This is a genomic window from Bacillus aerolatus, assembly GCF_009183655.1.
Classification (GTDB): domain Bacteria; phylum Bacillota; class Bacilli; order Bacillales; family Domibacillaceae; genus Pseudobacillus; species Pseudobacillus aerolatus.
This window is the reverse complement of the sequence record NZ_WEIO01000005.1, coordinates 73449-95882: the sequence shown is the minus strand read 5'-3', so window position 1 is coordinate 95882 and position 22434 is coordinate 73449. Positions and strand designations below refer to the sequence as shown.

The following is a 22434-nucleotide window of genomic DNA, read 5'->3' as shown; positions in this document are numbered from 1 at the left end:
GAATAAAAAGTAAGTGTCAGATACCATCCACCCCCATGAGTTTTAATTCCTGTCACCACCCGAAAATTATTAGATTTTATCGAAGAGTAATAGATTTGCATAATGTTTAAGAATGCTTACTAATTTTCCAGAATCTCTATTGTTACTATTATATACAGAAGCTGTTAACGAGGAGGAAACCAGATGGATAAAGACCAACAAGAGCAAAAGGAATTTCTCGAACAGCAGCTCCAATGGTGTAAGGAACAAAATTATATCTTAGAAGAAATGAACGTGAAGCTTCATGAAATGAAAAGGATAGCTGAATATGCTTTAGAACATGAGCTTTCAGCAAGTGAAGTTGAGCAATTGAATGGTCAGTTGAATGTGTTAAAGAATGAAGTGAATTCCCTAGAAAAGAAGTTGCACTCTGTTATCCATTAAAAAGAGAAAGGTGATGTTTTCATGGATATCGCATTAATGTCCATAGCATTAAGCCAAGGTCAAGTCCAGCAACAGGCTTCTATGTCGGTTATGAAGAAAGCAATGGATCAAGCAGAAGGGAATGCTGATTTTCTCAACAAGATGATGGGGCAAGCCGACTTGCAAGCTCTGCAGCGCGCTGCTCAGCCACATCTCGGAGGAAGCATCGATCTCAAAGGATAAGAAGAAGAACAAGAAGTGAGTAACCATGGCGGTTGCTCTTTTTCTGTTTTGTAAAAAAAGAAACTGTGCGACACTGGAAGCTTGTTTAGTTTCTATTATGAATATATGTTTTTTGTGCTGTCATGAATAAATAATTCGAATGAAGAAAAGCTAAGTGCCAAATCTCATCCAAACTATTCTTATCTATTATCCGCTCCTAACAGATTTTGATAGGCACAGTATAGATAAGAAGCTTAAGGGTTTGGGTGTCTAGAGCAATCAAGTGAGGTTTATATAGCTATAGCTGTTATCATCAGCAAAGCTCTCTTCAGTGAGCGATGGTACGAATACGTGGTATAATAGGAATAACATCTGATGAAAGCGCAAACAACTTTTCAGCACGTTGAGTTTGAGGAGGGCAATAATGAATCAGAGCGTAGTCAAGGCCTTGAAGTTGCTAGATTTTTTTTTAGATGGTCAAACTGAATTGACATTGAGTGAGATAACAGAGAAATCTGGGATGCCTAAACCGACTGTTTTTCGATTTCTCTCGTCATTAGAAGCATGTGGAATGTTAATGAAATCCAGAAACACGGGCCACGATGTCCGCTATCGCTTAGGGCTTAAGTTGTTACAGTTAGGCAATGTTGTAGCTGAACAGTTAGAAATTAGAACTGTTGCAAAGCCGTGGATGCAGGCGTTGTGTGAAGAATTAAATGAGGACGTTCATCTAGTGATATTGGATGGAGATGAAGCGGTTTATATTGAAAAAATAGAAAGTAATCAAAAGGTTCGATTACATACTCGTGTAGGAAAACGTTCTAGTGTTTACATAGGGTCGGGACCAAAGTTATTATTAGCTTTTTTGCCCGCAGAACAACAAAATGGTCTCATTTCCCGGATAAAATTAGAGGACAATGCAGATAGCCTTATTCAGTCGGAAGAAGCTTTATATAAACATATAGAACAAATTAAGGCTCAAGGTTACTCTATTAGTCTTGGGGAGCAGGAGAGGGAAACAATCGGTATTTCTTATCCTATAAGAGATCATTCGAAGAACGTGATTGCGGCTTTGAGCGTGAGTGGGCCTGTTAGTAGAATTGATGGTCATGTTCAAGATGAGATTCAGGTGAAAACTAGGGAAGCCGCATTGAATATTTCAAAAGCACTCGGCTGCATGGAATAGGTTTGTTTATGAGAAGTTTAATATTGTGGTATTCATTGGGTTCGAGAGTAAAGAAAAAAGCAATGGCCAGGCAGTAATTCTACTGTCTGGCCATTGCTTTAAGATAGACTATTTTGTCATCGTTTTGGCTGTAATATCTACGACGGGTTCATTATAGTCGCTGTGTTTCTCCTCGCTTTTATCAACAACGGCTGCTCCCACGATGTCACCAGTAACGTTACAGGTTGTAAAGATCATGTCAGTGATGACATTCACTCCGGCAGTCAGGCCGACAATTTCAATTGGCAGGCCAGCCTGAGTAAAGACGATGGACATGCCGATCAGCCCGGCACCAGGTACGCCAGCTGTTCCAACGGCAGCGAGTGTTCCTGTTAAAATGATGCCAATGATCACTCCGAGGCTTAAATCGTAGCCGACTATATCTGCGGCAAATACAACGCCTACACCAAAATGAATGGCTGAGCCGTTCATGTTAACCGTTGCGCCAACAGGCAAGGTAAAGTTTGCTACCCGGTCGCTAATCTTGGCTTTTTGGGCCGCTTTGAGAGTAACAGGAAGAGTACCAAGGCTGCTGCACGTGACGAAAGCGGTGATCATAGCTTCGCGAATATTTTTGAAAAATCGCAGGACAGGCACTTTAAACAACAACAAAATCAGTGGGAAAACAATAAACATTTGAATACCGACACCGAGATAGGAAGCGGCGACGTATTTTCCTAAAGATAGCAGTGTTTCAAACCCTTGATTTCCAATTGAAGTAGCCGTAATGCCTAACACGCCAATCGGAGCATATTGAAGAATGCCGCTTAAAATTCGGAAAGTTACTTCACTGCCGGCTTCTGAAAAGTTTAATAATAACTCTCCTTTATCTTTCATTCCGTCATCTTTGGAATGCCGCATGAATGAAATGGAAAAGCCAACGACAAGCGCTAGAAATACGATGCTCAATATATCACCATTAGCGAGCGACTGAAAAATATTTGTCGGTACGATGTTAAGTAAAACATCTAACGCTGACGGAGCATCGGGAACTTCAAAATCGGCACTTCCTGGCATAGTTAACCCTACCCCTGGCTTAACCAATTTCGCAATCCAGATACCCAACATTACTGCAATAGCTGTTGTGATCAAATAATAGGGGAAGATCTTTCCGCCGATCCTGCCCAGCTCTTTCGGGTTAGAATTGTTGACGGATACGATTAAAGTTAACAAAATCAGCGGCACGACAATCATTTTAAGAAGCTTAAGGAAAAGCGTCCCGAAAGGTTCCAACACACCGGCCGCCGGACCGAATAGTAACCCTACAATGACACCGAGAATAAAGCCAGTCGTGATTTTTAAAATAAATGATTTCTCTTTATACCAACTCCATAGCTGAAGCATTAAATCCCCCCTAATGTATCTTGAATGAAGATATTAGTGTATTCTTGTCCATAGTGTGATCCTTTGTATTGGAGTTGGACAGAAACGAGCTGCCTTTCCATTAATAAGGATTTTTATGGATTCATGATGTTTTGATGTATACGCTTACAAATAAGAGCTCTTACTTTAAAAATAATCTTATTCTATATTTGTATACAAGATCAATACAATACAAATTTCATTATACGAAACGTCATTTCTTTATTTGTCATGATAAATTTACCACAGTCTCTATGATACTGCAATATTTTTTGATAATTCCTAATATTATTTGTTTCCACAAAAAGTGAAACACATTTTGTGGGAATCAAAGAGACTGTCTCAAAAGCAAAGTGCCAGGCACCTCCAGCGTAATATATAGTATGAAGTCTTCGATCTTCTACTATATACGGACATATAAAGGAGGAGCCAGGCACTTATGGGACAGCCTCTTTGAGCATGACTTACTTGTTAGATTGTCTTAATTCTGCAATGGTTTTTGAAACAGAAATTTGTTCTGGATTCATTCTTAGTTCGAGAAGGGTAGGAAGTTTGCTATTTAACGCTTTTTGCAAGGCTTGTTTGAATTGGTCCGCTGTTTCGATCAATTCACCTGAAGCGCCCATTGAATGCGCAAGAAGTGCAAAATTCACCTTTCCAAGATCTGTTCCTACTACTTTTTCAGGATAATGGATTTCTTGGTGCATGCGAATCGTTCCGTACATTTGATTGTTGTAGACAATGCAAATAACCGGAAGTTCATATCGGACGGCTGTTTCTAGCTCTTGAATCGTCATCATCGCACCGCCATCACCTGACAAGGATACAACAGGAGATGCTGGATTGGCGGCTTTGGCTCCAATGGCTGCTGGAATTCCATATCCCATCGCTCCTGAGGTAGGGCCAATATATGTTTTTTCTTTAGTGAAAACGAAATAGTTATGGAACCAAGTAGCGAAGTTTCCGGCATCGTTAGTAAAGATTGTTTCTTGCGGAAGCTCGCTTTGTAATAGTTGAATCGTTTGTTGGTAAGAGATCGCCTCTCCGGTTTGGGCAGCCGGCTTTAATTCGGAATGCTTTTCAAAAAGCCCGCGGCGTTCATAGGCCCATTTAGCTGCTTCTGCTCCAATCGTTACATCCATCTTTGAGAAGGCAGAGAGGGCTTCTTTGGCGTCGGATAAAATTCCTACAGCAGGAATGAATACTTTCCCAATGATATCTTCATTCACATCGATGTGGATTAACTTTTGATTGTTATTAAATAATGAATAATCTTGGGAAGTAATTTCCGAAAGTCTTGACCCCACAGTTAAAATAACATCCGCTTGTTTGGCTGTTTCTAATATAGGCAGCGGCGTACCTAAACCTAAATGTCCGACGTATAAGTCATGGTCATTTGGAAACACATCATGACGCCTGAAGGAAGCCATAACCGGTATGCCGAATGATTGGGCGAAAGCCGCCAATTCCTTCTCGGCATTCGCTCGTACAACTCCGCCTCCAGCGATAATGATCGGTTTTTTTGCCTGATTTAATAAAGAACGTACTTGCTCAATTTCAGAGACGGAAGGAGCTGGTTTTGGCCGTTCAGGTGTGGGAATAAACGTCATTTCGGCAACAGCTCTTAACATATCCTCCGGTAAAGAGACAACAACTGGACCAGGTCGTCCAGATTTTGCGACTTTAAAGGCCCGGCTGACTAGTTCAGGAACTCTTTCAGTATCTTTTATTTCAACGGTCCACTTAGATATGTGGCCAAAAAATTGATCTAATTCAACTTCTTGAAAGCCTTCACGCCCCCGAAAAGCTGTATGTACTTGACCTAGAAAAACAACCATAGGAGTAGAATCTTGATAGGCAGTATGAACACCGATAGCTAAATTCGCTCCGCCAACCGCTCTTGTCGCCATGACTACACCAGGCTCGCCAGTAGATTTAGCGTAACCCTCCGCCATAAACGAAGCGCCGCCCTCATGACGGCAAGAAATAAGTTCAATAGAAGGTTCGTCATAAATGGCATCCATGACAGGCAAATAACTTTCTCCAGGCACACAAAATACTTTGGAGACACCTTCTTGTTTTAAGCAGGCGACCACACCTTGGCCGCCCGATAACTTTTCAACTTTAATACATTGATTGTTAATCATTGTGTTACCCCCGTTTTCAAATTTGCGATTCTTTTAATCGCTTCGTCTAATCGATCGGTAGAGACCGACATAGATATTCTGAAAAATCCTTCTCCAGAAGGGCCGAATGCATGGCCAGGTGTTATGATTACTCCTGCTTCAGTTAATACTTGTTCGGCAAAGGCGGCTGAGGAGTATCCTTTTGGAACAGGAGCCCATATGAAAAACGATCCTTTAGGAAGTTCAACATCAATACCTATACTATTTAGAGCACTGACCATTTTTTTCATTCGCTCATAATAAATATTATTGTTTTCTTTCACAGTGGCATGGTCACTAGTTAAGGCGGCACAAGCTGCTTTTTGAATCGCCATAAATTGGCTCGTATCAATATTGCTTTTCAAAGTAGCAAGTGCTTTAATCATTTCTTTGTTGCCAACGGCATAACCAATTCTCCATCCAGTCATATTATAACTTTTGGAAAGAGAGCCCATTTCAACGGCTATATCTTTAGCGTCTGGAACTTCTAAGATGCTAGGTGCTTTATAGCCTTCATATGTGACTAAAGAGTAGGCAGCATCGTGAACGATGCCGATTTGATTTTCTTTACAAAAGGAAACAGCATGTTCAAATGCGCTCAAATCGACCGTAGCGGAAGTAGGGTTTCCTGGATAGTTTAGAAATAGTAGTTTCGAGCGCTCGATATCGTTTTTATCCACTTCCGTGAAGTCTGGAGCATATTGATTTTCAGGCTTAAGCGATAGATTGATAACGTTTACATCAGATAAATAAGCGGACGTCCGGTATACAGGATAGCCAGGGTCAGGTACTAATATAGACTCTCCGGGATTTACTACAGCTGGAATGATATTAGCAATGCCTTCTTTCGAACCAATTAATGCTAACACTTCTGTGTCTGGATCGAGAGTTACCCCGTACTCCTTTAAATAAAAGGAGGCAACAGCTTCCCGATATTCCTGAAGCCCAGAGTAGGGAGAATATGTTCCATTTTTAGGATTATCTAATTCCTCTTTCAACTTTTCAATAACAAACGAGGGAGTCGGCAGGTCGGGTGCGCCAATTCCTAAATCAATCACATCGATCCCTTGAGCGATTAATTCCTTTTTCTTTTTATTAATAGAAGAAAAAAAATAAGGAGCTAAATTTTGTATTTTATTAGACGTAAATAACATAACTTCTCCTTCCTTAAAAAATGATCGTTTGACAAATAAATATCGTTTCATTATTAGAAATGATGTTTTGTATATTGAAATTATAAAACTTATTTTTGAAATTTTCAATCAATAAATGAAATTTGTTAAAAAATTATCTGCTCTTTCTAGTTGTATATGGATTCTGTAAACAATAAAATAAAGCTCAAACCCCAGACAGATCATCGTCTCTGTCTGCTTTTTATTTTTATAAAATCAAACGGCTTTTTTTAATTGTTTCATAGTTATTATTAAACTCCCTCTGAATCAACCGATATAAATATTGGAAAAGATAATCGGAAGAGATAGTTACATATAGCGGATCAGTCACCAAAGCAGATTATTTGAGCTGCTGGTCGACTAAAAAATATAGGAGTTGGGTGTAAATGGTTCGAATTGGCGGATTGGCGAGCGGGATGGATATCGATTCGCTCGTAAGTGACTTAATGAAAGCGGAGCGGATGCCACTTGATAAGCTCAAGCAAAAGAAACAAACATTAGAGTGGCAGCGCGATGATTATCGATCTATGAATACGCTGCTGTTAGATTTCCGGTCAGAATTGACACAGATGAAACTGACGACTAGATACCGTGCAAGAACGACGTCATCTACAAATGAGGAAAGGGTAACAGCAACGGCGAGCAGTGCAGCTTCGCAAGCTTCTTATTCGATCAGTAAGGTAGAGCAGCTAGCGAGTGCAGCAACGAGAATCAATGCCGGTTCCATTTCCGGAAGCTCTACTGATAAGGTGGATGCTTCTCAAAGCCTTCGCAGCCAGCAAACTAAATTTGGAGCTGGCGGCAGTTTTACGTGGGAAAAAGGTGTCGTTGGAAGAGCTACTCTAACGGCTAATGGCACCGATGCGACAGTTGAAATCGGTTTGAAAACAGGAGAAAAGATTCTTACGGACAAGTCGGGTGATATGACTGTAAAAGTAGATGGAAAAGCTTTTAATATTACGACTGATCCTAATAAAGTACTTGTTGATGATGAAGTATTTTTAAGCCAGGATGGCAAGCTGACATTTAAGACAGCTCCTAAGAAAGATGCTGTTATTAAAGTGGATTATATAATTGACCAAAAGGTAGAGACAAAGACATTTACTGAGGCAACTAAGGAAATGCAGCTTTCTAAAGCAGGCCTTACAGACACTGATTTCTCTTTAAAGGTGACGAAGGGAGGTACAACGACGACCTACAAACTAAGCGGTTCAGCCGACGGTGAAGGGTATACACAGCTGGCAGCCGAAGGATCAGGAGAAATTATAGGCAAAATCAACTTAGATATGGGAAAAGTGATTTTCGACAATGAGCAGGCGAAAGACACCGTCGTAGAGGTAACATATAAACAGGATTATGCCGCTTTCAATATTACTTCCCATACCTCAAAGGGAGAGGTAAAAGAAAAGTTTCTCATTGAAGCATCTGAATCAATGAATCAAGTGATTAATAAAGTGAACAGTGCGAACGCGGGGATTTCTATGTTTTATGATACGTTCTCTGACCGGATTTCCTTGACACGCACGGAAACAGGAAACTTTAGAGGCGGTGACTCTTCTCCAACATCGCCTGGTACGTATGATGATGCAACGGATAGTGAAATTCAGACGACTGGAAGTTTCATCAATGATTTATTAAAATTTTCGAACTCTACCGAAACAGGCGGAGAAAATGCTGTTTTTACGATAAACGGCCTGTCAACTGAACGAAATTCTAATACATTTGAGATGAACGGCGTATCATTTACGTTAAAACAAACATTTACAGATAACACGCCTGTTAGTATATCGATCAATAATGACAGTAATAAAGTCTTTGAGAATATCAAAGAATTCGTCAACAAATACAACGAACTCATCGATAAAATCCAAAAGAAGACGAGTGAAGACAGATACCGCAGCTATACGCCGCTGACAGACATGCAGCGTGAACAACTGTCAGATAAGCAGCAAGAACAATGGGAGGAAAAAGCGAAAAGCGGATTGCTGCGCCGGGACCCTCTGCTGGCAAGCGTCTTAACGAATATGCGGATGAACTTTTCGCAGCCTGTGGCAAATGACAAAGTATCTGGTATGTTTAATCAGCTCGCTAAGCTGGGAATCACGACTACTGCCAACTATTTAGAAGGCGGGAAACTGGAAATTAGTGAGTCTAAGCTCCGTAAAGCGATTGAAGAAGATCCGGAATCTGTCGAGAATTTTTTCCGCGGGGATGGAACAACGGCCGGCCAAAAAGGAGTCATTCAACGTCTATACGATACAGTCACCGGTACGATGGATCAATTGAAAGAAAAAGCGGGTAATTCTTTTTCCACGCTTCAGCAATTTGCGATCGGACGGACACTTAGAGGCTTGGACAGCCGGATCGACAGCTTTGAAGATCGGCTCACGCAGATTGAAGACCGCTACTGGCGCCAGTTCACCGCGATGGAAAAGGCGATCCAGCGCTCGAATGAACAATCGATGTTTTTGATGAATCAGTTTGGCGGCTAATAGCCGCATCTTGGCGGGAAGATAGGAAGAGCAATAAATGAGTAACCATGGCGGTTGCTCTTTTTCTTTTTGAAAAAAGATAGTCTTGGTGCTGCCGCTTCCCGAAGTTAACGCTCCTGCTTTGTTCTCTTTTTCAATGTTTAAGAGTGCATGGACCGGCTCATGGATAATGGTGTTCGAGGCCGGGTTGCTCTGAACCATTGAAAGCACAGGATAGAGATAAGAGTAAGATCAATGGCATCTCCGCCGTAGTACATGAGCATGCCGCCCATTTCTGCTTGTGCTGTAGGTACACCAGTAGGCGGGTAAGCATAGATGTACTTGGATAGGATCGCATGACCGGCTAAGGCGAGCACTAATGCGATGGCCCGGTAAATAAAACTTAATCGATGGGGAGTGGGGTCAATATAAATCATGGATGCTGTAAAAACATAACCTGCTAAGAATACGTGGATATGCACGACTAGATGTAAAAGGATATTCTCTTGCATGTCCGCGTACAAACTCGTCGTATACAATATCCACAGTCCTCCGATATTAAGAAAAGATGCGGTGATGGGATGACTAACCGTACGTACTGGCCAGCTCTTCATTATTCTTGAAAGACGGCGCGCTTTCGTTACGCTAAGCGTTCGTAAAAGCAGGGTCATCGGTGCAGCAAGAACGAGGAGCAGAGGGGCAAGCATTCCAAGCAGCAGATGACCGAGCATGTGTGCTGTGAAGTCGGAATGAGCGCGAGCGGCTAGAGGTCCGACTATCGCTGCAGCAGCACTAATAACGCCCAAAATCCAGAGGACGTAACGGTACTTTGGCCATTTTTTTAAGTGACTTCGTGTACTGGATAAAAGTCCAGCCCCAGCATATATAACGAGCGCCAGCACAAACAGTACGGCTAAAATAAGTTGTAAGGAAAGACCAATGGTGTGATCGATATATTCGTGATTCAATTGTTACGCCCCCTCTACTGTGATTCCCGTCGTGTGCGAACGATAAGGGCGGCTCCTGCTATAATCATAGCGGCAGCTGTTATGTTCCATACTAAATCGTAGGGAAGAATGGGTTCCACATAGCGGATTTGGTGTAGGCGCATGAGTTTGTGCTGGATGATCCCGTCGTATAACTGAAACGTGCCTGCTCCGAGCAAAACTCCTCCCCACCATTTTGTAAGCCACAGTGCGTTTCGGCGGCGGAGATCTGCAAACATAAACAAGGAACCGATCGTCGCAAACCAGCTAAAAGCATGGAACAACCCATCTGAGACTAGTCCAATGTTAGTCGTGGATTTATCATAAAAATGATGCCAGTGCAGAAGTTGATGAAAAACAGTTTCGTCTATAAAGGCAATAAGTCCAAGTCCGAACAGGAAACCTGACCAGAGATTGCGGGCCGAGTAAGCAGAGCGAGCGGCATCATTTCTATTATTTTTTAGAAGTCCGGCTTCATCCATCGCAGTATCCTCCCTTCTTGTATATGGGCATTCTCTTCAACGCCTATAATTTCCCAATGTTCTGTCTCCCAGTCTATCCTTGATTATGAGGTAATATACCGGCTCGGCAAAGTGCTGTCACTGCTCGAAAATTGTCGAGTGTTAATTACGAACGCATGTTTCTTTTTTGTGTTATTATGGATGTATAATATGAATGGAGGGTGTGATATATTAGTGATAAATAGCTTGGTGCTAGAGAAGCCGCGCGAATACGGTGCGGTCGACTATGATGGTCTCTGGAAGAAATTGATCCGCGAGCTGTTTGAAGAGTTTGTGTTGTTTTTTGCGCCTGACTTGTACGAAGAGATTGAATTTGTAAAAGAACCTGAATTTTTGCAGCAGGAGCTTTTTCAAGAGATCATTCAAGAAAAGAAAGGCAAGCAAGTAGCCGATCAAATCGTGAAGGTGTTTTTAAAAAGCGGCGAGGAAAGGTGGATTTTGATTCACATTGAAGTGCAGGGGAACCCTGATCCAAGTTTTTCAAAAAGAATGTTTCGTTATTATTATCGGATCTTTGATAAGTACGACCGGGACATTGTAGCAGTTGCGCTGTTAACGGATGCTTCCAAACAGTTTCGTCCTCACATGTATCATCGCTCGTCTCACGGCACCGCATTAACGTATGAATATAATATGTTCAAGTTTACTGATTACGATGAACAAGAGCTTATGGAATCAAATAATCCATTCGCTATCGCTGTATTGGCGGGCAAATTTGCCAATGAGGCCAAAAAGGACGCCGAGAAACGCTATCGCTTCAAATGCCAGTTAATCCAATTAATTTTACAAAGAAACGCTTATCCCCAAGAAGAACGACGCATCTATTTGTCTACATTAATTTACTTCATTGACTACTTACTACAAATTCCAATAGAACTGTCTAAAAAGCTTCGAAATGAAATTATTCTCTCGCAGGAGGAGATGGAAATGATGTATTTAGATCGAAACAACTTGCCGCCTACATTTGGGGAGTTGGTCAAGTTGGAGAGAGAAGAAGGTCAACGGAAAATCGCAAAGAGTATGTTGAAAGAAGGGTTTTCCATAGAGCTGATTGCGAAGTTGACCGAGCTATCTGAAGATGAGATTCGAAAACTGCAAACGTAAGAAATGGGCCTGTCGCCACTCGAATTATCGAATCAGGTCAACACGGTTGATTCTGTATTCGCAAGAAACAACGGTAAAGCAAGTGAATCAACAACCACCAGGGTTTCCTCCACTTTTTCGTTAATTTTAACTTACACAAAGAAGATTCTAGTTTTGCTGGGGTCTCTTGATGTTGATTGAAAATAATCAATTTGAATAGGAAAAAATATGGGTTCATGAACTATTTTCCGTTTGAAAGCAACAACAAGAGTGAATTCACATTTCCCACAACAAATGGGCTGAATTGTTCATTCAGCCCAGTAAACTATTTCGTAAAGAAATTTTCTGTATAGTAAGGTTGTGATTCCTCATTAAAAGCTACTCCTACACCTAAAAAGCGATATTCCGGACGGAGGATGTTTTCTCGGTGTCCGAGGGAATTCATGAGGCCTTCGTGTGCAAAGATGCTGCTGAATTGTCCGTATGCCAAATTTTCTCCGGCTGTTGTGAAGAAAATTTCATCTTCTTTCATCCGATCGAATGGAGACTGCCCTTTAAGATTTGTATGGGAAAAGTAACTTTGTTCAGCCATATCCATACTATGTTTTCTTGCGGTTTCTTTCACTTTGTTATCCCATTTTAGAACAGGGAGATGATGATTGACGCGGTCGGCGTTTGTTAAATCAAACAATTGATACTCAAAGCCTTCTTTTAACGGTTCACTGGCCTTTGTGTAAAAATCGTTCTTTTTCTGTTCCAGCTCTTCGTTAATGAGTTGGATGGCAGTAACTGTATTGTTTTTGTGTTTGTCATAAAACACCGTTACATAGCTGCCATCAAGCATGAATACGTCATAGTCTTGATCTTCTTGAAGCTGAATATAGACCAACCCTTTGCGTATCTGGCTTAAGGGTGTCCCTAATTTCTGAAGAACCGTGTCTTTTGGGCTTCCGAGTTTTATCCCGCTTACTGAAGCGATTAAATCTTGGTTTGTATAAAGGCCCGCCACTTTATTGTTTTCATCATAGGCGACCATCAAAAAGTTTTGATAGTCTTTATGATAAGCATGCCACTCGGTTCCGTATTCATTATAAGAGGAGCGTTTGGAGGGGCCGAGAAGTTGTTCCACCTTTTCTTTACTATCCATCAGTTCAATATTATGGATCGAGAAAGCTTGTTCCATTGGCCTTTCTAAATTCGGTTTTTCAACGTGCTTGGTCCCCGTTTGTTCCTGGTTTTGCGACAGGGAGGCCGTCTCATCCAGCTTGCCTACTAGCTGATAAAAGCTTCCCGAAAGACTATCAAACACTGCTGAAACTTCGGGATTTTCCTTAAAAGCATATATATCCGATTTGATTTTCTCTAATGCGGGGGAAACATCCGTTTTTTCTATTTGTTTTTCGATAAAAGGCCACGAGACGAATAAAATGAATAAAGTTATTAAAGTATGAAATAAGCTCCTCAACATTCCACCTTCCTTTCTGAACATTGCTCATATGAATGCAAGGGTTGTACCTAAAGTCTCACCATCTACTCTCTCTAATTATAAGTTTTAATCATCGGTTTTCACAATTAAATCCATCTTCCTATTTTTGTAATTCGTTCTGTTTAGGCGGAATTAGTGTCAGGTACTCTTCGCATGCAGAGATATTTTAAAGCAAGCTGCTCCGCCATCAAAAATGTTTGTATGACCACTAATTCATGAAACATGTATAAAACTAAAATAGTAATATGGTATTATGAATTTATCATCATATAATTCGGAAAATTGAAAAAGGGGTGGAGAAATGAATCTAACAAAAAGAATACAAGTTGCTTTACTTGCCGTTTTACTTTTGTGCTTTTTTCCAACATCAAACATAGAGGCGGCTGTTTATTCAGATGTGCCATCGACTCACTGGAGTGCAAAGGAAGTTTATTATTTGAGTGAATTGGGTGTATTAAAAGGTGGTTCAAATGGAAAGTTCAACAAAGATGCACCGGTTACTCGAGCTCAGGCAGCCGCCATCCTTGTGCGTGCGAAAAAGTTGCCGTTGACGAATGTGCCGAACCCGGGATTTAAAGACGTGCCGGCATCGCACCCGTTTTATAAAGAAATTGCCGCCGCTGTAAACGCTGGCTGGTTTTCAAAAGCAGCAAACTTTAACCCAAATGGACAGTTAAAACGTGTTGAAATGGCAAAGATTACGAAGGAAGCCTTTTCTTTATCAGGATCCGTACCGGTCGAATGGGAAGATATGACGAGGGCTTATTGGGGTTCTCCTTATGTCAGCCCGCTTGTTGCTAATGGAATTACATCTGGATATACGGCCACTAAATATAATCCGTCAGGTGTCGTTACGCGCGCGCAGTTTGCTGTTTTCACTGCCCGGGCGCTCAATAAAAAGTTTAGAATGAGCGTGGTTTCTTATCCGAAAAAGGCAGCTGAAGGCATATTTTATCCACAATTTAAAGATACGAATGGCGTACAGAATTTTGACTCTTTGAACAATTATTATGTGGAAACAGGCAAAGAGCTCGTTAATATCCGAAAGGAAATTATGGATCTTGCTCGGGAAGACGATTGGATGGGCAAGTATTATGAATATGACGTTTCCTACAAAGTAGCCCGCGCTGATGTGAATTATGTAAGTGTTGTTTTTGAAGACTTTCAATATACAGGCGGTGCGCATGGGTATGGACAGCTTTTCTCCGACAATTATGACGTGAAAAACGACCATTTTATGTCGCTTGATGATCTCGCACTGAAATCAAATTATAAGCGGGCAGTTATTGACCGGATTAACGCCCAGGCATATGCTTTGCGGAACATCTCCTGGGATGGGCTCGAAAGTTTAGATGACCATCAATACCAATTTTATATGACAAACACAGGGTTTGTAATGTACTTTAACCCTTATGAATATGGCTCATATGCAGAAGGAATTAGAGAGTTCACTTTGCCGTATTCACTGATACGCTGATCCTTTGCAAGAAGTAGGTTTTCTATCTAGTAATAACTGAACTAAGAAAATCATAATTAATGGTATTAAACGTAATGAAACAGTCATTGGATGTCCCTTTGACTGTTTTTTTACTGGATAGGAGATGAACTTCATGTCGTTTCAAAGAATCAGCGAGAATCACCTTCCGAAAGGCTTGTTAGAAAGAATAGAAGAGATGGAAAAGAAAATGACTGAATTGGAAGATGAAATCACGGGTTTGAAAAAAAATAGAAAGAAAAAAAGAAAAAGAAAAGGAAAAAAAGCTAAAGGTTAATAAGCGTTCTATGACTACGTTAAATAGAAGACGCCATTCAATCTCAAGCAATTAAAACGACAGAAGGCAATGGATCCGGTTGCGAGTTTAGGCAGCTTAAGAACCCAAGGCAAACGCCTTGGGTTCTTAAGCTGTTTATTTGTCATTCCTCCCACTGTTCCTTCCACTCTGAAACTTCCTGATCAATGTCGTTTTTAGCATCTTCGAGTTCTTGTTTTTTGATGTCATGTAATTTAGTAAAATGTTCGTTGCGCAGTTCATTCATTTCTTCTGCAAGGGATTTTACTTCTTCTTTTATTTTTTCATCGATGAGGTCTTTATCATGTAAAAAGTAAACGGCGTTCACGATCCGGCTTTTTTCATAGTTGCTTAAATCTGTTAAGTGAACTTTGTAGTCGATGAGTTCAGCTGTTTTGTTCGCGTATTGACTGAGCGGCACGCCTTGTTTTCCGATAATCTCAAAGATGGAAGGTCGCCACTTTTTAATGATTTGTGTTTCCAGTTCGTTTTTTGTTTTGACGGTGACATACTCTCCATCGCCCGCTTCAGCCACTTCCTTTAATTGCTTCTGACCCGGATCATCCACATTGAAGCCGATAATATTCACCTTCGCTTGAATGTTTTGTACCTGCAGCTTTTTAGCTGCTGCGACGGGATCACCGTCGCACGTTTCCACGCCGTCGCTGACGATATAAACGATGTTGGCATACTCATCAGACGGATAAGCAGAAAGGATATCAGAGGCTTTGTTAATCGCACCGGCAAGCGGTGTCCAGCCGCTCGCTTGAAAGGAATCGGCCGCCTCGTTAAAGGAAGCTTTATCATATTTTGCCAAAGGAAAAACAGATTCGATCGCCTGGCATGATTTTACCTTATCCGCATCGCTTCCGGTTCCAACGTGGCCATAGGCGAGCAATGAAATGTTTGTTTCTTTCGGAAGTTCAGAAGCGAAAGCTTGAATCGTTTCTTTCGCTAAATCCATTTTCACTCCGCCAGGAACTTCGGCTTTCATGCTGCCGCTCGCATCCATTAATACGACGACATTGGCTTGTTTTTGCTCCTTCTCGACGGTATCTTCCCCGGTCGGCAAGTCAGGTGCTTGAAAGCCGTGATCAAAAGAAGAGAGCGGCTCGTAAAACCTTTCATATTGTCCTGAACCGAGCGTATACACAAGGTAGTCATACACTTCATCACTCGTTAAGTTCTTATGCTCCTGAAAATAATTCCCCACTTCTTTTTCCATAATTGGTTTAAACGTATCATCGTAAAAGTTGCGGTATTTGTACCAATCGATCGTTTTCACGGCTTCAATGTCTTTATCAAAATGCTTTTTCATTAACCAGCCCGGTTTTTGTGTAATCATTTCTTCAGCTGTTCTTCCTGCTTTCGGAATCTTTTCAGCCGGGGTGGCCTCTGCTGATTTTTCCGTTTCACTTGGCTTTTCCTCAGGCGTATTAGAGCAAGCCGTAAGAAGCAGCAAACAGATAAACGGCATAAGAAGCTTGCTGATACTAGTAGTAAATGTAAACATCTATGATCCTCCTAAAAAATTATTCTAATCTACATTATTACAAACTGCAGTGGCTGAAACTATATGAAAAAAGAAATGATTGGAAATATTTTGAACAGATCAATATTTTTTCCACATAAGGTGTCCTTTTTTCTCCACTTTTTTTATATAAGAAGTGACTACATAGAAAAAATGGGGGCATGACGAGTGCGTGCAGGAGAGATCAGAAATTTTCAACGGTTTAGCCAGTTTCAGTCTTTGCAAGAATTCAATCATCATATGGAAGCTTTTTTATTTGAGCATAAAGCTGATTTTACAAAAGGAGAAATCATTTGTTTGAAGGTGTTGCTGCGTTTTTGCGCGAAGGTGGCTGGTGTGAGCAACGCTTCTATATCCACGCTTTTAAAAGCAGCAGCGGGGAAGTGGGGACCAGTTTCAGAATCAACCTTCCATCGCATGAAGCGAAAAGCGGTGAAGTTTGGCCTTTTATCCGTGCATGCCACGGAAAGAAAAGACCAATCCCAGTCGAGTAATCTCTGGGTATTTAATCGTTGGATGGATCGGGAAAAAGAAAGAAATGACATCCCCCAAACGGTGGACGAACAAGCGCAAACCGTGTGGCGAAAGGAAAAAGTTGTTGAACGATTGACACCCCATAAAACTAGTAATCTTTTAAAAACTAACCAACCTTTAAAAACACGTAGTGATCAATCGATATTAGCACATGTACCTGAAAAGTTTGCCGCTTATGCAAAGGGGCTATGGAGTGATCCTTTTATAATCAAAGAAAGCTTTCGTATTGTGCTGTTATCGACAAAGTATTATTTTCACTACACTGCTGACGACCGGGAAGAAATCGGTCTCGAAGCATTGCGAATTCTTTTCAAAAAAATTAAAAGCGGCAAGCGGATAAACCGGGTGTTTGGCTATTATTGGGGAATCGTCAACCGTCTTCTTGATGAACAGCATTTTGAATGGCTTGAGGGAGTGGGGAGTGAGTGTGCTGGATATCATCAAAATACTGTCGAAAATGACAAGGAGATTGTCTCAAAAGCTTCTTAATTTCATGCGCATATTCCGGCTGTTCTCGCGCATAAATTGGACGTGGGCGTGCAGAAAACTGGACAGCCCGTGCACAAAGCCCGGCGGCCGGCGCACAAGTCTGTTTTCCGTGCACAATTCAACGATTCCCGTGCAGAAAGCCAGCACAGTCGTGCATAAATGCCAATGATCTGTGCACAATGCAGTAGGTCCGTTAAGAACATTCTCTACGAACGACTACTCAATACTAGAAGATAAACTATCGCTTTAACGGCTTTTCTTGAAGCATCAAAAAATATTTACTCTGTCTTTGTGATTGCCTTCTACGCCTTTCGAAAATTTGATATGATAGTATTAAGCCATATGGATCCTCCTTTTTCCTGCTTTCTATGTAGATAGTTTGGTAGTGGCCCAAATTTAAATGATCAAATATGTAAAGTAACATGTCTACATAAAGGAGAGACAAGTCATGTACCGGAAAAATAAGACGGTTGTCCGTTCAATGGATATTTTAAATTTATTTATAGACCATGCCCAATTAACATTTCAAGAAATTATTGATTTATCTGGCATTCCGAAAACATCTGTCTATCGTATGTTAATGTCTTTAGAGGAGATGGGTTTTTTAGAGAAGGGCGCAGATTCAAAATATCGACTGGGTCTAATGTTTCTTCATTTCGGTCAACTAGTTTCTTCCAGGCTTGATATTCGGCAAATTGCCTTCCCCATTATGCAAGAGCTGCATAATGATGTGGGGGAAGCTGTGAATTTAATTGTTAAACAAGGCAATGAGGCCATGTATATTGAAAAAATCGATACGAACCAAAAAGTTCGCTTATATACGGCAATCGGCAGAAGAAGTCCCTTGTATGCGGGGGCCTGTTCCCGAGTGATTTTATCTTTTTTACCGAGCTCGGAAGTTGATGAATATATTGAATCGATTGAACTAAAGCCTTTTGCGATGGGGACGATCACTAATAAGGAAAGTTTATCTAAAGCGATTAAACAAGCTCAAAAAGATGGGTACACGATTAGTCATTCTGAGTTAGAGAATCATACATCGGCCATCGCTGCTCCTATCTTTGATCATAAAGGTGATGTTGTTGCCGGGATTAGTATTGCTGGGATTGAAGCGAATTATCAAAATGAAAATATCCCTGTTTTCGTAGAAAAAGCCAAGCGGGCAGCGGAGCAAATTTCCGAACGGTTAGGCTATATCAAAGCATAAAAAACATCCTCTATTCACCTGTTTTTCAGGAATAAATAGAGGATGTTTTCGGTTTAGTTTTCTTTTATATCTAAACTATATGTGTCGAGAAAATTCGTGTTAAAGTTTCCGCTTAAAAACACTTCATGTTGCAAAAGTGCTTTATGGAATGGAATCGTTGTGGAAACGCCTTCTACAATAAATTCATCTAAAGCACGGATCATTTTCTTAATGGCTTCTTCTCTTGTACTGGCGTGTACGATTAATTTTGCTACCATTGAATCGTAAAACGGCGGTATGTTGTATCCGCCATAGACAGCAGAATCAACTCGAACCCCAAAACCGCCAGGCAAAATATATTTTTTTACTTCTCCTGGTGAAGGCATGAAGTTTTTGGTTGGATTTTCAGCATTAATTCTACATTCAATTGACCACCCAGTCATGGTGATATCTTCTTGTTTCCATTGTAATGGATAGCCGGAAGCTGCTCGAATTTGTTCTTTAATCAAGTCGACTCCGGTGACCATCTCTGTGATCGGATGTTCTACTTGAATGCGGGTATTCATCTCCATGAAATAGAAATTGTCTTCTTTGTGATCATATATAAACTCAACTGTACCAGCGCCTACATAATCAACAGCTTTTGCTGCTTGAACAGCCGCATTTCCCATTTTTTCTCGAGTTTCGGCTGAAAGAGCCGGTGATGGTGTTTCTTCTATGAGTTTTTGCATTCTTCGTTGAATCGTACAATCACGTTCGCCTAAATGGATGACGTTTCCATGTGAATCCGCCATAATTTGAATTTCTACATGGCGGAAGTCTTGGATGAATTTTTCCAAATAAACGCCTGGATTTCCAAAGGCAGTTTCTGCTTCTTGTTGTGTGACTTCGATTCCTTTTTTTAATTCTTCTTGGTCGTAGGCAACACGTATTCCTTTTCCGCCGCCGCCTGCTGTTGCTTTAATGATCACTGGAAAACCTATTTTTTTCGCAACCTCTAAGCCTTCTTCATAATCGTTTATGATTCCGTCTGAACCAGGTACGATAGGAACGCCAGCTTCTTTCATCGTATCCCTAGCCACGTCTTTGATGCCCATTTTTCGAATAGATTCTGGAGAAGGACCGATAAAGGCAATGTGGCAGTCACGGCATAATTCAGCGAAATCAGCATTTTCTGCTAGAAATCCGTAACCAGGATGTATTCCATCGACTCCAGTGATCGTTGCAGTGCTTATAATATTAACGATGTTAAGATAGCTTTCTTTTGACGGGGCTTTGCCTATACAATAAGCTTCATCTGCTAATTTTACGTGGAGCGCCTCTTTATCTGCCTCAGAATAGACAGCAACCGTTTGAATATTCATTTCTTTACATGCCCTAATAATGCGAACAGCTATTTCGCCGCGATTGGCAATCAATACTTTCTTTAGCATGTCAGTCACTCACCTTTACAACAAATAACGGCTGTCCAAATTCAATGATTTGTCCATCTTCAGCTAATATTTCTATTATTTCTCCGTCAACATCTGATGCCACTTCATTAAATAACTTCATAGCCTCTAACACACAAACGGGCTGGTTCTTTTCAATCATTGATCCTACTTGAACAAAAGGTTCTGCGTCTGGATTCGAACGTGAATAAAAAGTTCCAACCATAGGAGACTCGATTTGATGAAAACTGTTATCTTCATTTGAGGCAGGCTGTTCTAGTTCCACTATCGTTTCATCTTTTGGCGCCATTTGTGCGGCTGGAGCTGCTTGTTCTGCCAAATCTATTGTCACGTTCGCCGCATTGTGCTTTTGAAAATATAGTTTTAACTCTTTATTTTCTAATTTAAGTACATCGATAGAAGACTGCTCAATATAGTCGATTAATTCTTTGAACTCATTTACTTTCATGATGTCATTCCCTCTCATAAGTAAAGTCCTTTAAAGCGGACGCCTATTTTTATTTCATTTATTATTTGTTCTTTCTTTAATAATTCCCTCTCTGCTTCTTTATGTGAAATTTCCTTGAAATGGATGTTGGCAGTCGGTTGTAACTGTCCTATGCTAGGCAAATCAGCAGTAATCACTTGACCGATTTTCGGATAACCGCCTGTTGTTTGACGGTCTGCCATGAGAATAATGGGCTGTCCGTTTGGCGGTACTTGAATCGTTCCATGTGTGACACCTTCAGATAGCAATTCAAATTCTGTTGCTAAAGAGAGGGGAGGACCTTCCATTCGGTAACCCATCCGATCTGCTTGAGTTGTTAATGTATACGGTTCATTAAAAAGGGTTCTTTTACTTTTTTCATCGAATCGATCAAACTCCGTGCCTCTTATGACACGTATCGTCTGAGTTTGCTGTAAATTGATGAGCGCATCATAATTGACTGCCCACGTAAAATCGTTATTTCTCTTATTTAATTGATGAAACAACGAAGTGCTGAGTCTATTCATTTCACCGAATTCAAGTACATCCTCTTTTTGCAAAGCTCTGCCTTTAAATCCGCCTATTCCTGCACGAAGGTATGTGCTTTTGCTTCCCATTACTTCTGGAACAGCGATCCCTCCAGCGAAAGCTACATAGGCCCGGCATCCTTTTAAAGGAGATTTGAATTGTAACACAGATCCTTTTCTCACTAATACAGGCCGCCACGTTGGTGCTTTTTCGCCATCAATCGAAGCGAGTAAATCACCGCCTGTTATCGCGATTAACATATCCTTTTCAAATTGAAGGGACGTACCTAATAATGTAATTTCCAGAGCACCTTCATTTTCTTTATTTCCTACTAGTAAATTTGCCACTCTTAGCGAATATTTATCCATTGCTCCGCTAACAATGACACCATATTTTTGAGAACCGTATCTCCCTAAGTCTTGGATACTTGTGAGCAGACCTTGATTAAGCACTTTTACAGTCATCGCTTCTTCTCCTTATACGTGTGATATTCTTCAGGAGAAATTTGGACAAATTTGATTTTGTCTCCAGCTTGCAGCAATGTCGGCGGTGAAAGATCCGGGCGAAATAAATCTAATGGCGTACGCCCAATAATCTGCCAGCCTCCGGGTGTTTCTAATGGATAAACACCCGTTTGTTTGCCGGCTATTCCGACTGATCCGGGTGTAATCGATAACCGGGGAGTTTCGCGGCGGGGCGTTGCAATTCTTTCATCCATTCCCCCCATAAATGGAAAGCCCGGAGCAAACCCTAACATATAAACTAAACATTCACTCTGAGTATGTATTCGAATCACTTCTTCTGGTGATATGTTGTGATACGAAGCTACATCATCTAAATCAGGGCCATATTCACCGCCATATAAAACGGGAATCTCAACTAGTCTTGCTTCAAGTTTTTGTGAGTCATCAATATGTTGAATTAATTCATTTACATTCGAGCAAACTATTTGAAAAGAAGTCAATGATGGCTGGTTGTTTGCAAGGTGATTCAACACTAATACGGGATCATAATGGATGGTAATATTGTTAAAAGCCGGTACAGACTCAACAAAGCCATCAAAAGGATAAGTATTCAACAACATGGACAGCGCTTGAACTTTTTGGTGAATAGACGGACTTATTCCCTCGCCAAGCTGGACAATCAGTGCGGAATCACCTAAAGGTTTTATGATAGCTTCAGGGAAACAATGAGTCAATTTCAACACCCCCAACGGTTTCAAAATTCGGTACTAAAGTTCTTAAAAATGGACTATTTAAATTATAATTAGCAAAAAATAAAAAAACAAGTGTGGAAATCTCAAAAGTATTTCACTTCGGTATTTTCAATAAATTCGATAATGGTGTCTATTCAGACATTTTTTT

20 protein-coding genes are annotated in these 22434 nt (G+C 40.8%); 9 read left to right on the top strand and 11 right to left on the bottom strand.

Annotated features, from left to right (window positions below; genetic code table 11):
• The first annotated feature begins 183 nt into the window (after positions 1-183).
• The 3 genes from F9802_RS10135 (at position 184) to F9802_RS10125 (ending at position 1810) form a co-directional block, all read left to right on the top strand.
• A complete protein-coding gene (locus F9802_RS10135) occupies positions 184-423 on the top strand; it encodes a hypothetical protein (RefSeq protein ID WP_152151546.1) in 240 nt (79 codons plus the stop codon).
• Positions 424-444: 21 nt separating this feature from the next.
• Positions 445-645, top strand: a complete 201-nt coding sequence (locus F9802_RS10130; protein WP_152151544.1) for a YjfB family protein — start codon at positions 445-447, stop codon at positions 643-645.
• Between the two features lie 403 nt (positions 646-1048).
• Positions 1049-1810, top strand: coding sequence for an IclR family transcriptional regulator (locus tag F9802_RS10125; RefSeq protein WP_152151541.1), 762 nt, complete (start codon positions 1049-1051; stop codon positions 1808-1810).
• A gap of 108 nt (positions 1811-1918) precedes the next feature.
• On the opposite strand, the gene F9802_RS10120 is transcribed toward F9802_RS10125, so the two are convergent.
• From F9802_RS10120 to F9802_RS10110, 3 genes are all read right to left on the bottom strand, one after another.
• Positions 1919-3193: a dicarboxylate/amino acid:cation symporter gene (locus F9802_RS10120; protein WP_191991857.1), complete on the bottom strand. Its 1275-nt coding sequence runs from the start codon at positions 3191-3193 to the stop codon at positions 1919-1921.
• A 482-nt stretch (positions 3194-3675) separates the two neighbouring features.
• Positions 3676-5358 carry a thiamine pyrophosphate-dependent enzyme gene (locus tag F9802_RS10115; protein ID WP_152151539.1) on the bottom strand — a complete coding sequence of 561 codons (1683 nt, stop codon included), beginning with the start codon at positions 5356-5358 and terminating at the stop codon, positions 3676-3678.
• Complete coding sequence (locus tag F9802_RS10110) at positions 5355-6530, bottom strand: LL-diaminopimelate aminotransferase (RefSeq protein ID WP_152151537.1); 1176 nt, start codon at positions 6528-6530, stop codon at positions 5355-5357. Before F9802_RS10110 ends, F9802_RS10115 begins: the two co-directional genes overlap by 4 nt.
• 404 nt (positions 6531-6934) lie before the next feature.
• On the opposite strand from F9802_RS10110, the gene fliD reads away from it, so the two are divergent.
• On the top strand, positions 6935-9040 hold the full coding sequence (fliD, locus tag F9802_RS10105) for a flagellar filament capping protein FliD (RefSeq protein WP_152151535.1): 2106 nt from the start codon (positions 6935-6937) through the stop codon (positions 9038-9040).
• Positions 9041-9180: 140 nt separating this feature from the next.
• Here fliD and F9802_RS10100 read toward each other — a convergent pair whose 3' ends face one another.
• Entirely contained in the window at positions 9181-9972 is a 792-nt protein-coding gene (locus F9802_RS10100; RefSeq protein ID WP_404799163.1) for a cytochrome c oxidase assembly protein, read from the bottom strand.
• 29 nt (positions 9973-10001) lie between these two features.
• Positions 10002-10487: a DUF2243 domain-containing protein gene (locus tag F9802_RS10095; RefSeq protein WP_152151531.1), complete on the bottom strand. Its 486-nt coding sequence runs from the start codon at positions 10485-10487 to the stop codon at positions 10002-10004.
• A 213-nt stretch (positions 10488-10700) separates the two neighbouring features.
• On the opposite strand from F9802_RS10095, the gene F9802_RS10090 reads away from it, so the two are divergent.
• Positions 10701-11630, top strand: a complete 930-nt coding sequence (locus F9802_RS10090) for an RpnC/YadD family protein (RefSeq protein ID WP_152151529.1) — start codon at positions 10701-10703, stop codon at positions 11628-11630.
• 304 nt (positions 11631-11934) lie between these two features.
• Here the strand turns inward: F9802_RS10090 and F9802_RS10085 are convergent, their stop codons facing one another.
• Complete coding sequence (locus F9802_RS10085) at positions 11935-13077, bottom strand: CAP domain-containing protein (protein WP_152151527.1); 1143 nt, start codon at positions 13075-13077, stop codon at positions 11935-11937.
• Positions 13078-13396: 319 nt separating this feature from the next.
• On the opposite strand from F9802_RS10085, the gene F9802_RS10080 reads away from it, so the two are divergent.
• Positions 13397-14572 (top strand): S-layer homology domain-containing protein, encoded by a 1176-nt coding sequence (locus tag F9802_RS10080; RefSeq protein ID WP_152151525.1) that lies wholly within the window; start codon positions 13397-13399, stop codon positions 14570-14572.
• A gap of 133 nt (positions 14573-14705) precedes the next feature.
• Complete coding sequence (locus F9802_RS19635) at positions 14706-14867, top strand: hypothetical protein (protein WP_191991855.1); 162 nt, start codon at positions 14706-14708, stop codon at positions 14865-14867.
• A gap of 142 nt (positions 14868-15009) precedes the next feature.
• Here F9802_RS19635 and F9802_RS10075 read toward each other — a convergent pair whose 3' ends face one another.
• Positions 15010-16398 (bottom strand): vWA domain-containing protein, encoded by a 1389-nt coding sequence (locus F9802_RS10075; protein WP_152151523.1) that lies wholly within the window; start codon positions 16396-16398, stop codon positions 15010-15012.
• 258 nt (positions 16399-16656) lie between these two features.
• Here F9802_RS10075 and F9802_RS10070 point away from each other — a divergent pair, with 258 nt between their 5' ends.
• Together F9802_RS10070 and F9802_RS10065 are read left to right on the top strand one after the other, a co-directional pair.
• Complete coding sequence (locus F9802_RS10070) at positions 16657-17439, top strand: hypothetical protein (RefSeq protein ID WP_152151521.1); 783 nt, start codon at positions 16657-16659, stop codon at positions 17437-17439.
• A gap of 448 nt (positions 17440-17887) precedes the next feature.
• Positions 17888-18646: an IclR family transcriptional regulator gene (locus F9802_RS10065; protein ID WP_152151519.1), complete on the top strand. Its 759-nt coding sequence runs from the start codon at positions 17888-17890 to the stop codon at positions 18644-18646.
• 53 nt (positions 18647-18699) lie between these two features.
• On the opposite strand, the gene accC is transcribed toward F9802_RS10065, so the two are convergent.
• The 4 genes from accC to pxpB are packed head-to-tail and all read right to left on the bottom strand — an operon-like array spanning position 18700 to position 22268.
• The gene (gene accC, locus F9802_RS10060; RefSeq protein ID WP_152151517.1) at positions 18700-20058 is read right to left on the bottom strand and encodes an acetyl-CoA carboxylase biotin carboxylase subunit; all 1359 of its coding nucleotides are present in this window, start codon (positions 20056-20058) and stop codon (positions 18700-18702) included.
• Position 20059: 1 nt separating this feature from the next.
• Positions 20060-20524: an acetyl-CoA carboxylase biotin carboxyl carrier protein gene (gene accB, locus F9802_RS10055; protein WP_152151515.1), complete on the bottom strand. Its 465-nt coding sequence runs from the start codon at positions 20522-20524 to the stop codon at positions 20060-20062.
• Positions 20525-20538: 14 nt separating this feature from the next.
• On the bottom strand, positions 20539-21534 hold the full coding sequence (locus F9802_RS10050; protein WP_152151513.1) for a 5-oxoprolinase subunit C family protein: 996 nt from the start codon (positions 21532-21534) through the stop codon (positions 20539-20541).
• Positions 21531-22268 (bottom strand): 5-oxoprolinase subunit PxpB, encoded by a 738-nt coding sequence (gene pxpB, locus F9802_RS10045; protein WP_152151511.1) that lies wholly within the window; start codon positions 22266-22268, stop codon positions 21531-21533. The genes F9802_RS10050 and pxpB overlap by 4 nt, the downstream gene beginning before the upstream one ends.
• Positions 22269-22434 lie beyond the last annotated feature (166 nt).

Bases quoted from the DNA above. Each gene is read 5' to 3' on its own strand.
- F9802_RS10135 (WP_152151546.1), top strand. From the start codon at position 184: ATGGATAAAGACCAACAAGAGCAAAAGGAATTTCTCGAACAGCAGCTC.
- F9802_RS10130 (WP_152151544.1), top strand. From the start codon at position 445: ATGGATATCGCATTAATGTCCATAGCATTAAGCCAAGGTCAAGTCCAG.
- F9802_RS10125 (WP_152151541.1), top strand. From the start codon at position 1,049: ATGAATCAGAGCGTAGTCAAGGCCTTGAAGTTGCTAGATTTTTTTTTA.
- F9802_RS10120 (WP_191991857.1), bottom strand. From the start codon at position 3,193: ATGCTTCAGCTATGGAGTTGGTATAAAGAGAAATCATTTATTTTAAAA.
- F9802_RS10115 (WP_152151539.1), bottom strand. From the start codon at position 5,358: ATGATTAACAATCAATGTATTAAAGTTGAAAAGTTATCGGGCGGCCAA.
- F9802_RS10110 (WP_152151537.1), bottom strand. From the start codon at position 6,530: ATGTTATTTACGTCTAATAAAATACAAAATTTAGCTCCTTATTTTTTT.
- fliD (WP_152151535.1), top strand. From the start codon at position 6,935: ATGGTTCGAATTGGCGGATTGGCGAGCGGGATGGATATCGATTCGCTC.
- F9802_RS10095 (WP_152151531.1), bottom strand. From the start codon at position 10,487: ATGGATGAAGCCGGACTTCTAAAAAATAATAGAAATGATGCCGCTCGC.
- F9802_RS10085 (WP_152151527.1), bottom strand. From the start codon at position 13,077: ATGTTGAGGAGCTTATTTCATACTTTAATAACTTTATTCATTTTATTC.
- F9802_RS10080 (WP_152151525.1), top strand. From the start codon at position 13,397: ATGAATCTAACAAAAAGAATACAAGTTGCTTTACTTGCCGTTTTACTT.
- F9802_RS19635 (WP_191991855.1), top strand. From the start codon at position 14,706: ATGTCGTTTCAAAGAATCAGCGAGAATCACCTTCCGAAAGGCTTGTTA.
- F9802_RS10075 (WP_152151523.1), bottom strand. From the start codon at position 16,398: ATGTTTACATTTACTACTAGTATCAGCAAGCTTCTTATGCCGTTTATC.
- F9802_RS10070 (WP_152151521.1), top strand. From the start codon at position 16,657: ATGGAAGCTTTTTTATTTGAGCATAAAGCTGATTTTACAAAAGGAGAA.
- F9802_RS10065 (WP_152151519.1), top strand. From the start codon at position 17,888: ATGTACCGGAAAAATAAGACGGTTGTCCGTTCAATGGATATTTTAAAT.
- accC (WP_152151517.1), bottom strand. From the start codon at position 20,058: ATGCTAAAGAAAGTATTGATTGCCAATCGCGGCGAAATAGCTGTTCGC.
- accB (WP_152151515.1), bottom strand. From the start codon at position 20,524: ATGAAAGTAAATGAGTTCAAAGAATTAATCGACTATATTGAGCAGTCT.
- F9802_RS10050 (WP_152151513.1), bottom strand. From the start codon at position 21,534: ATGACTGTAAAAGTGCTTAATCAAGGTCTGCTCACAAGTATCCAAGAC.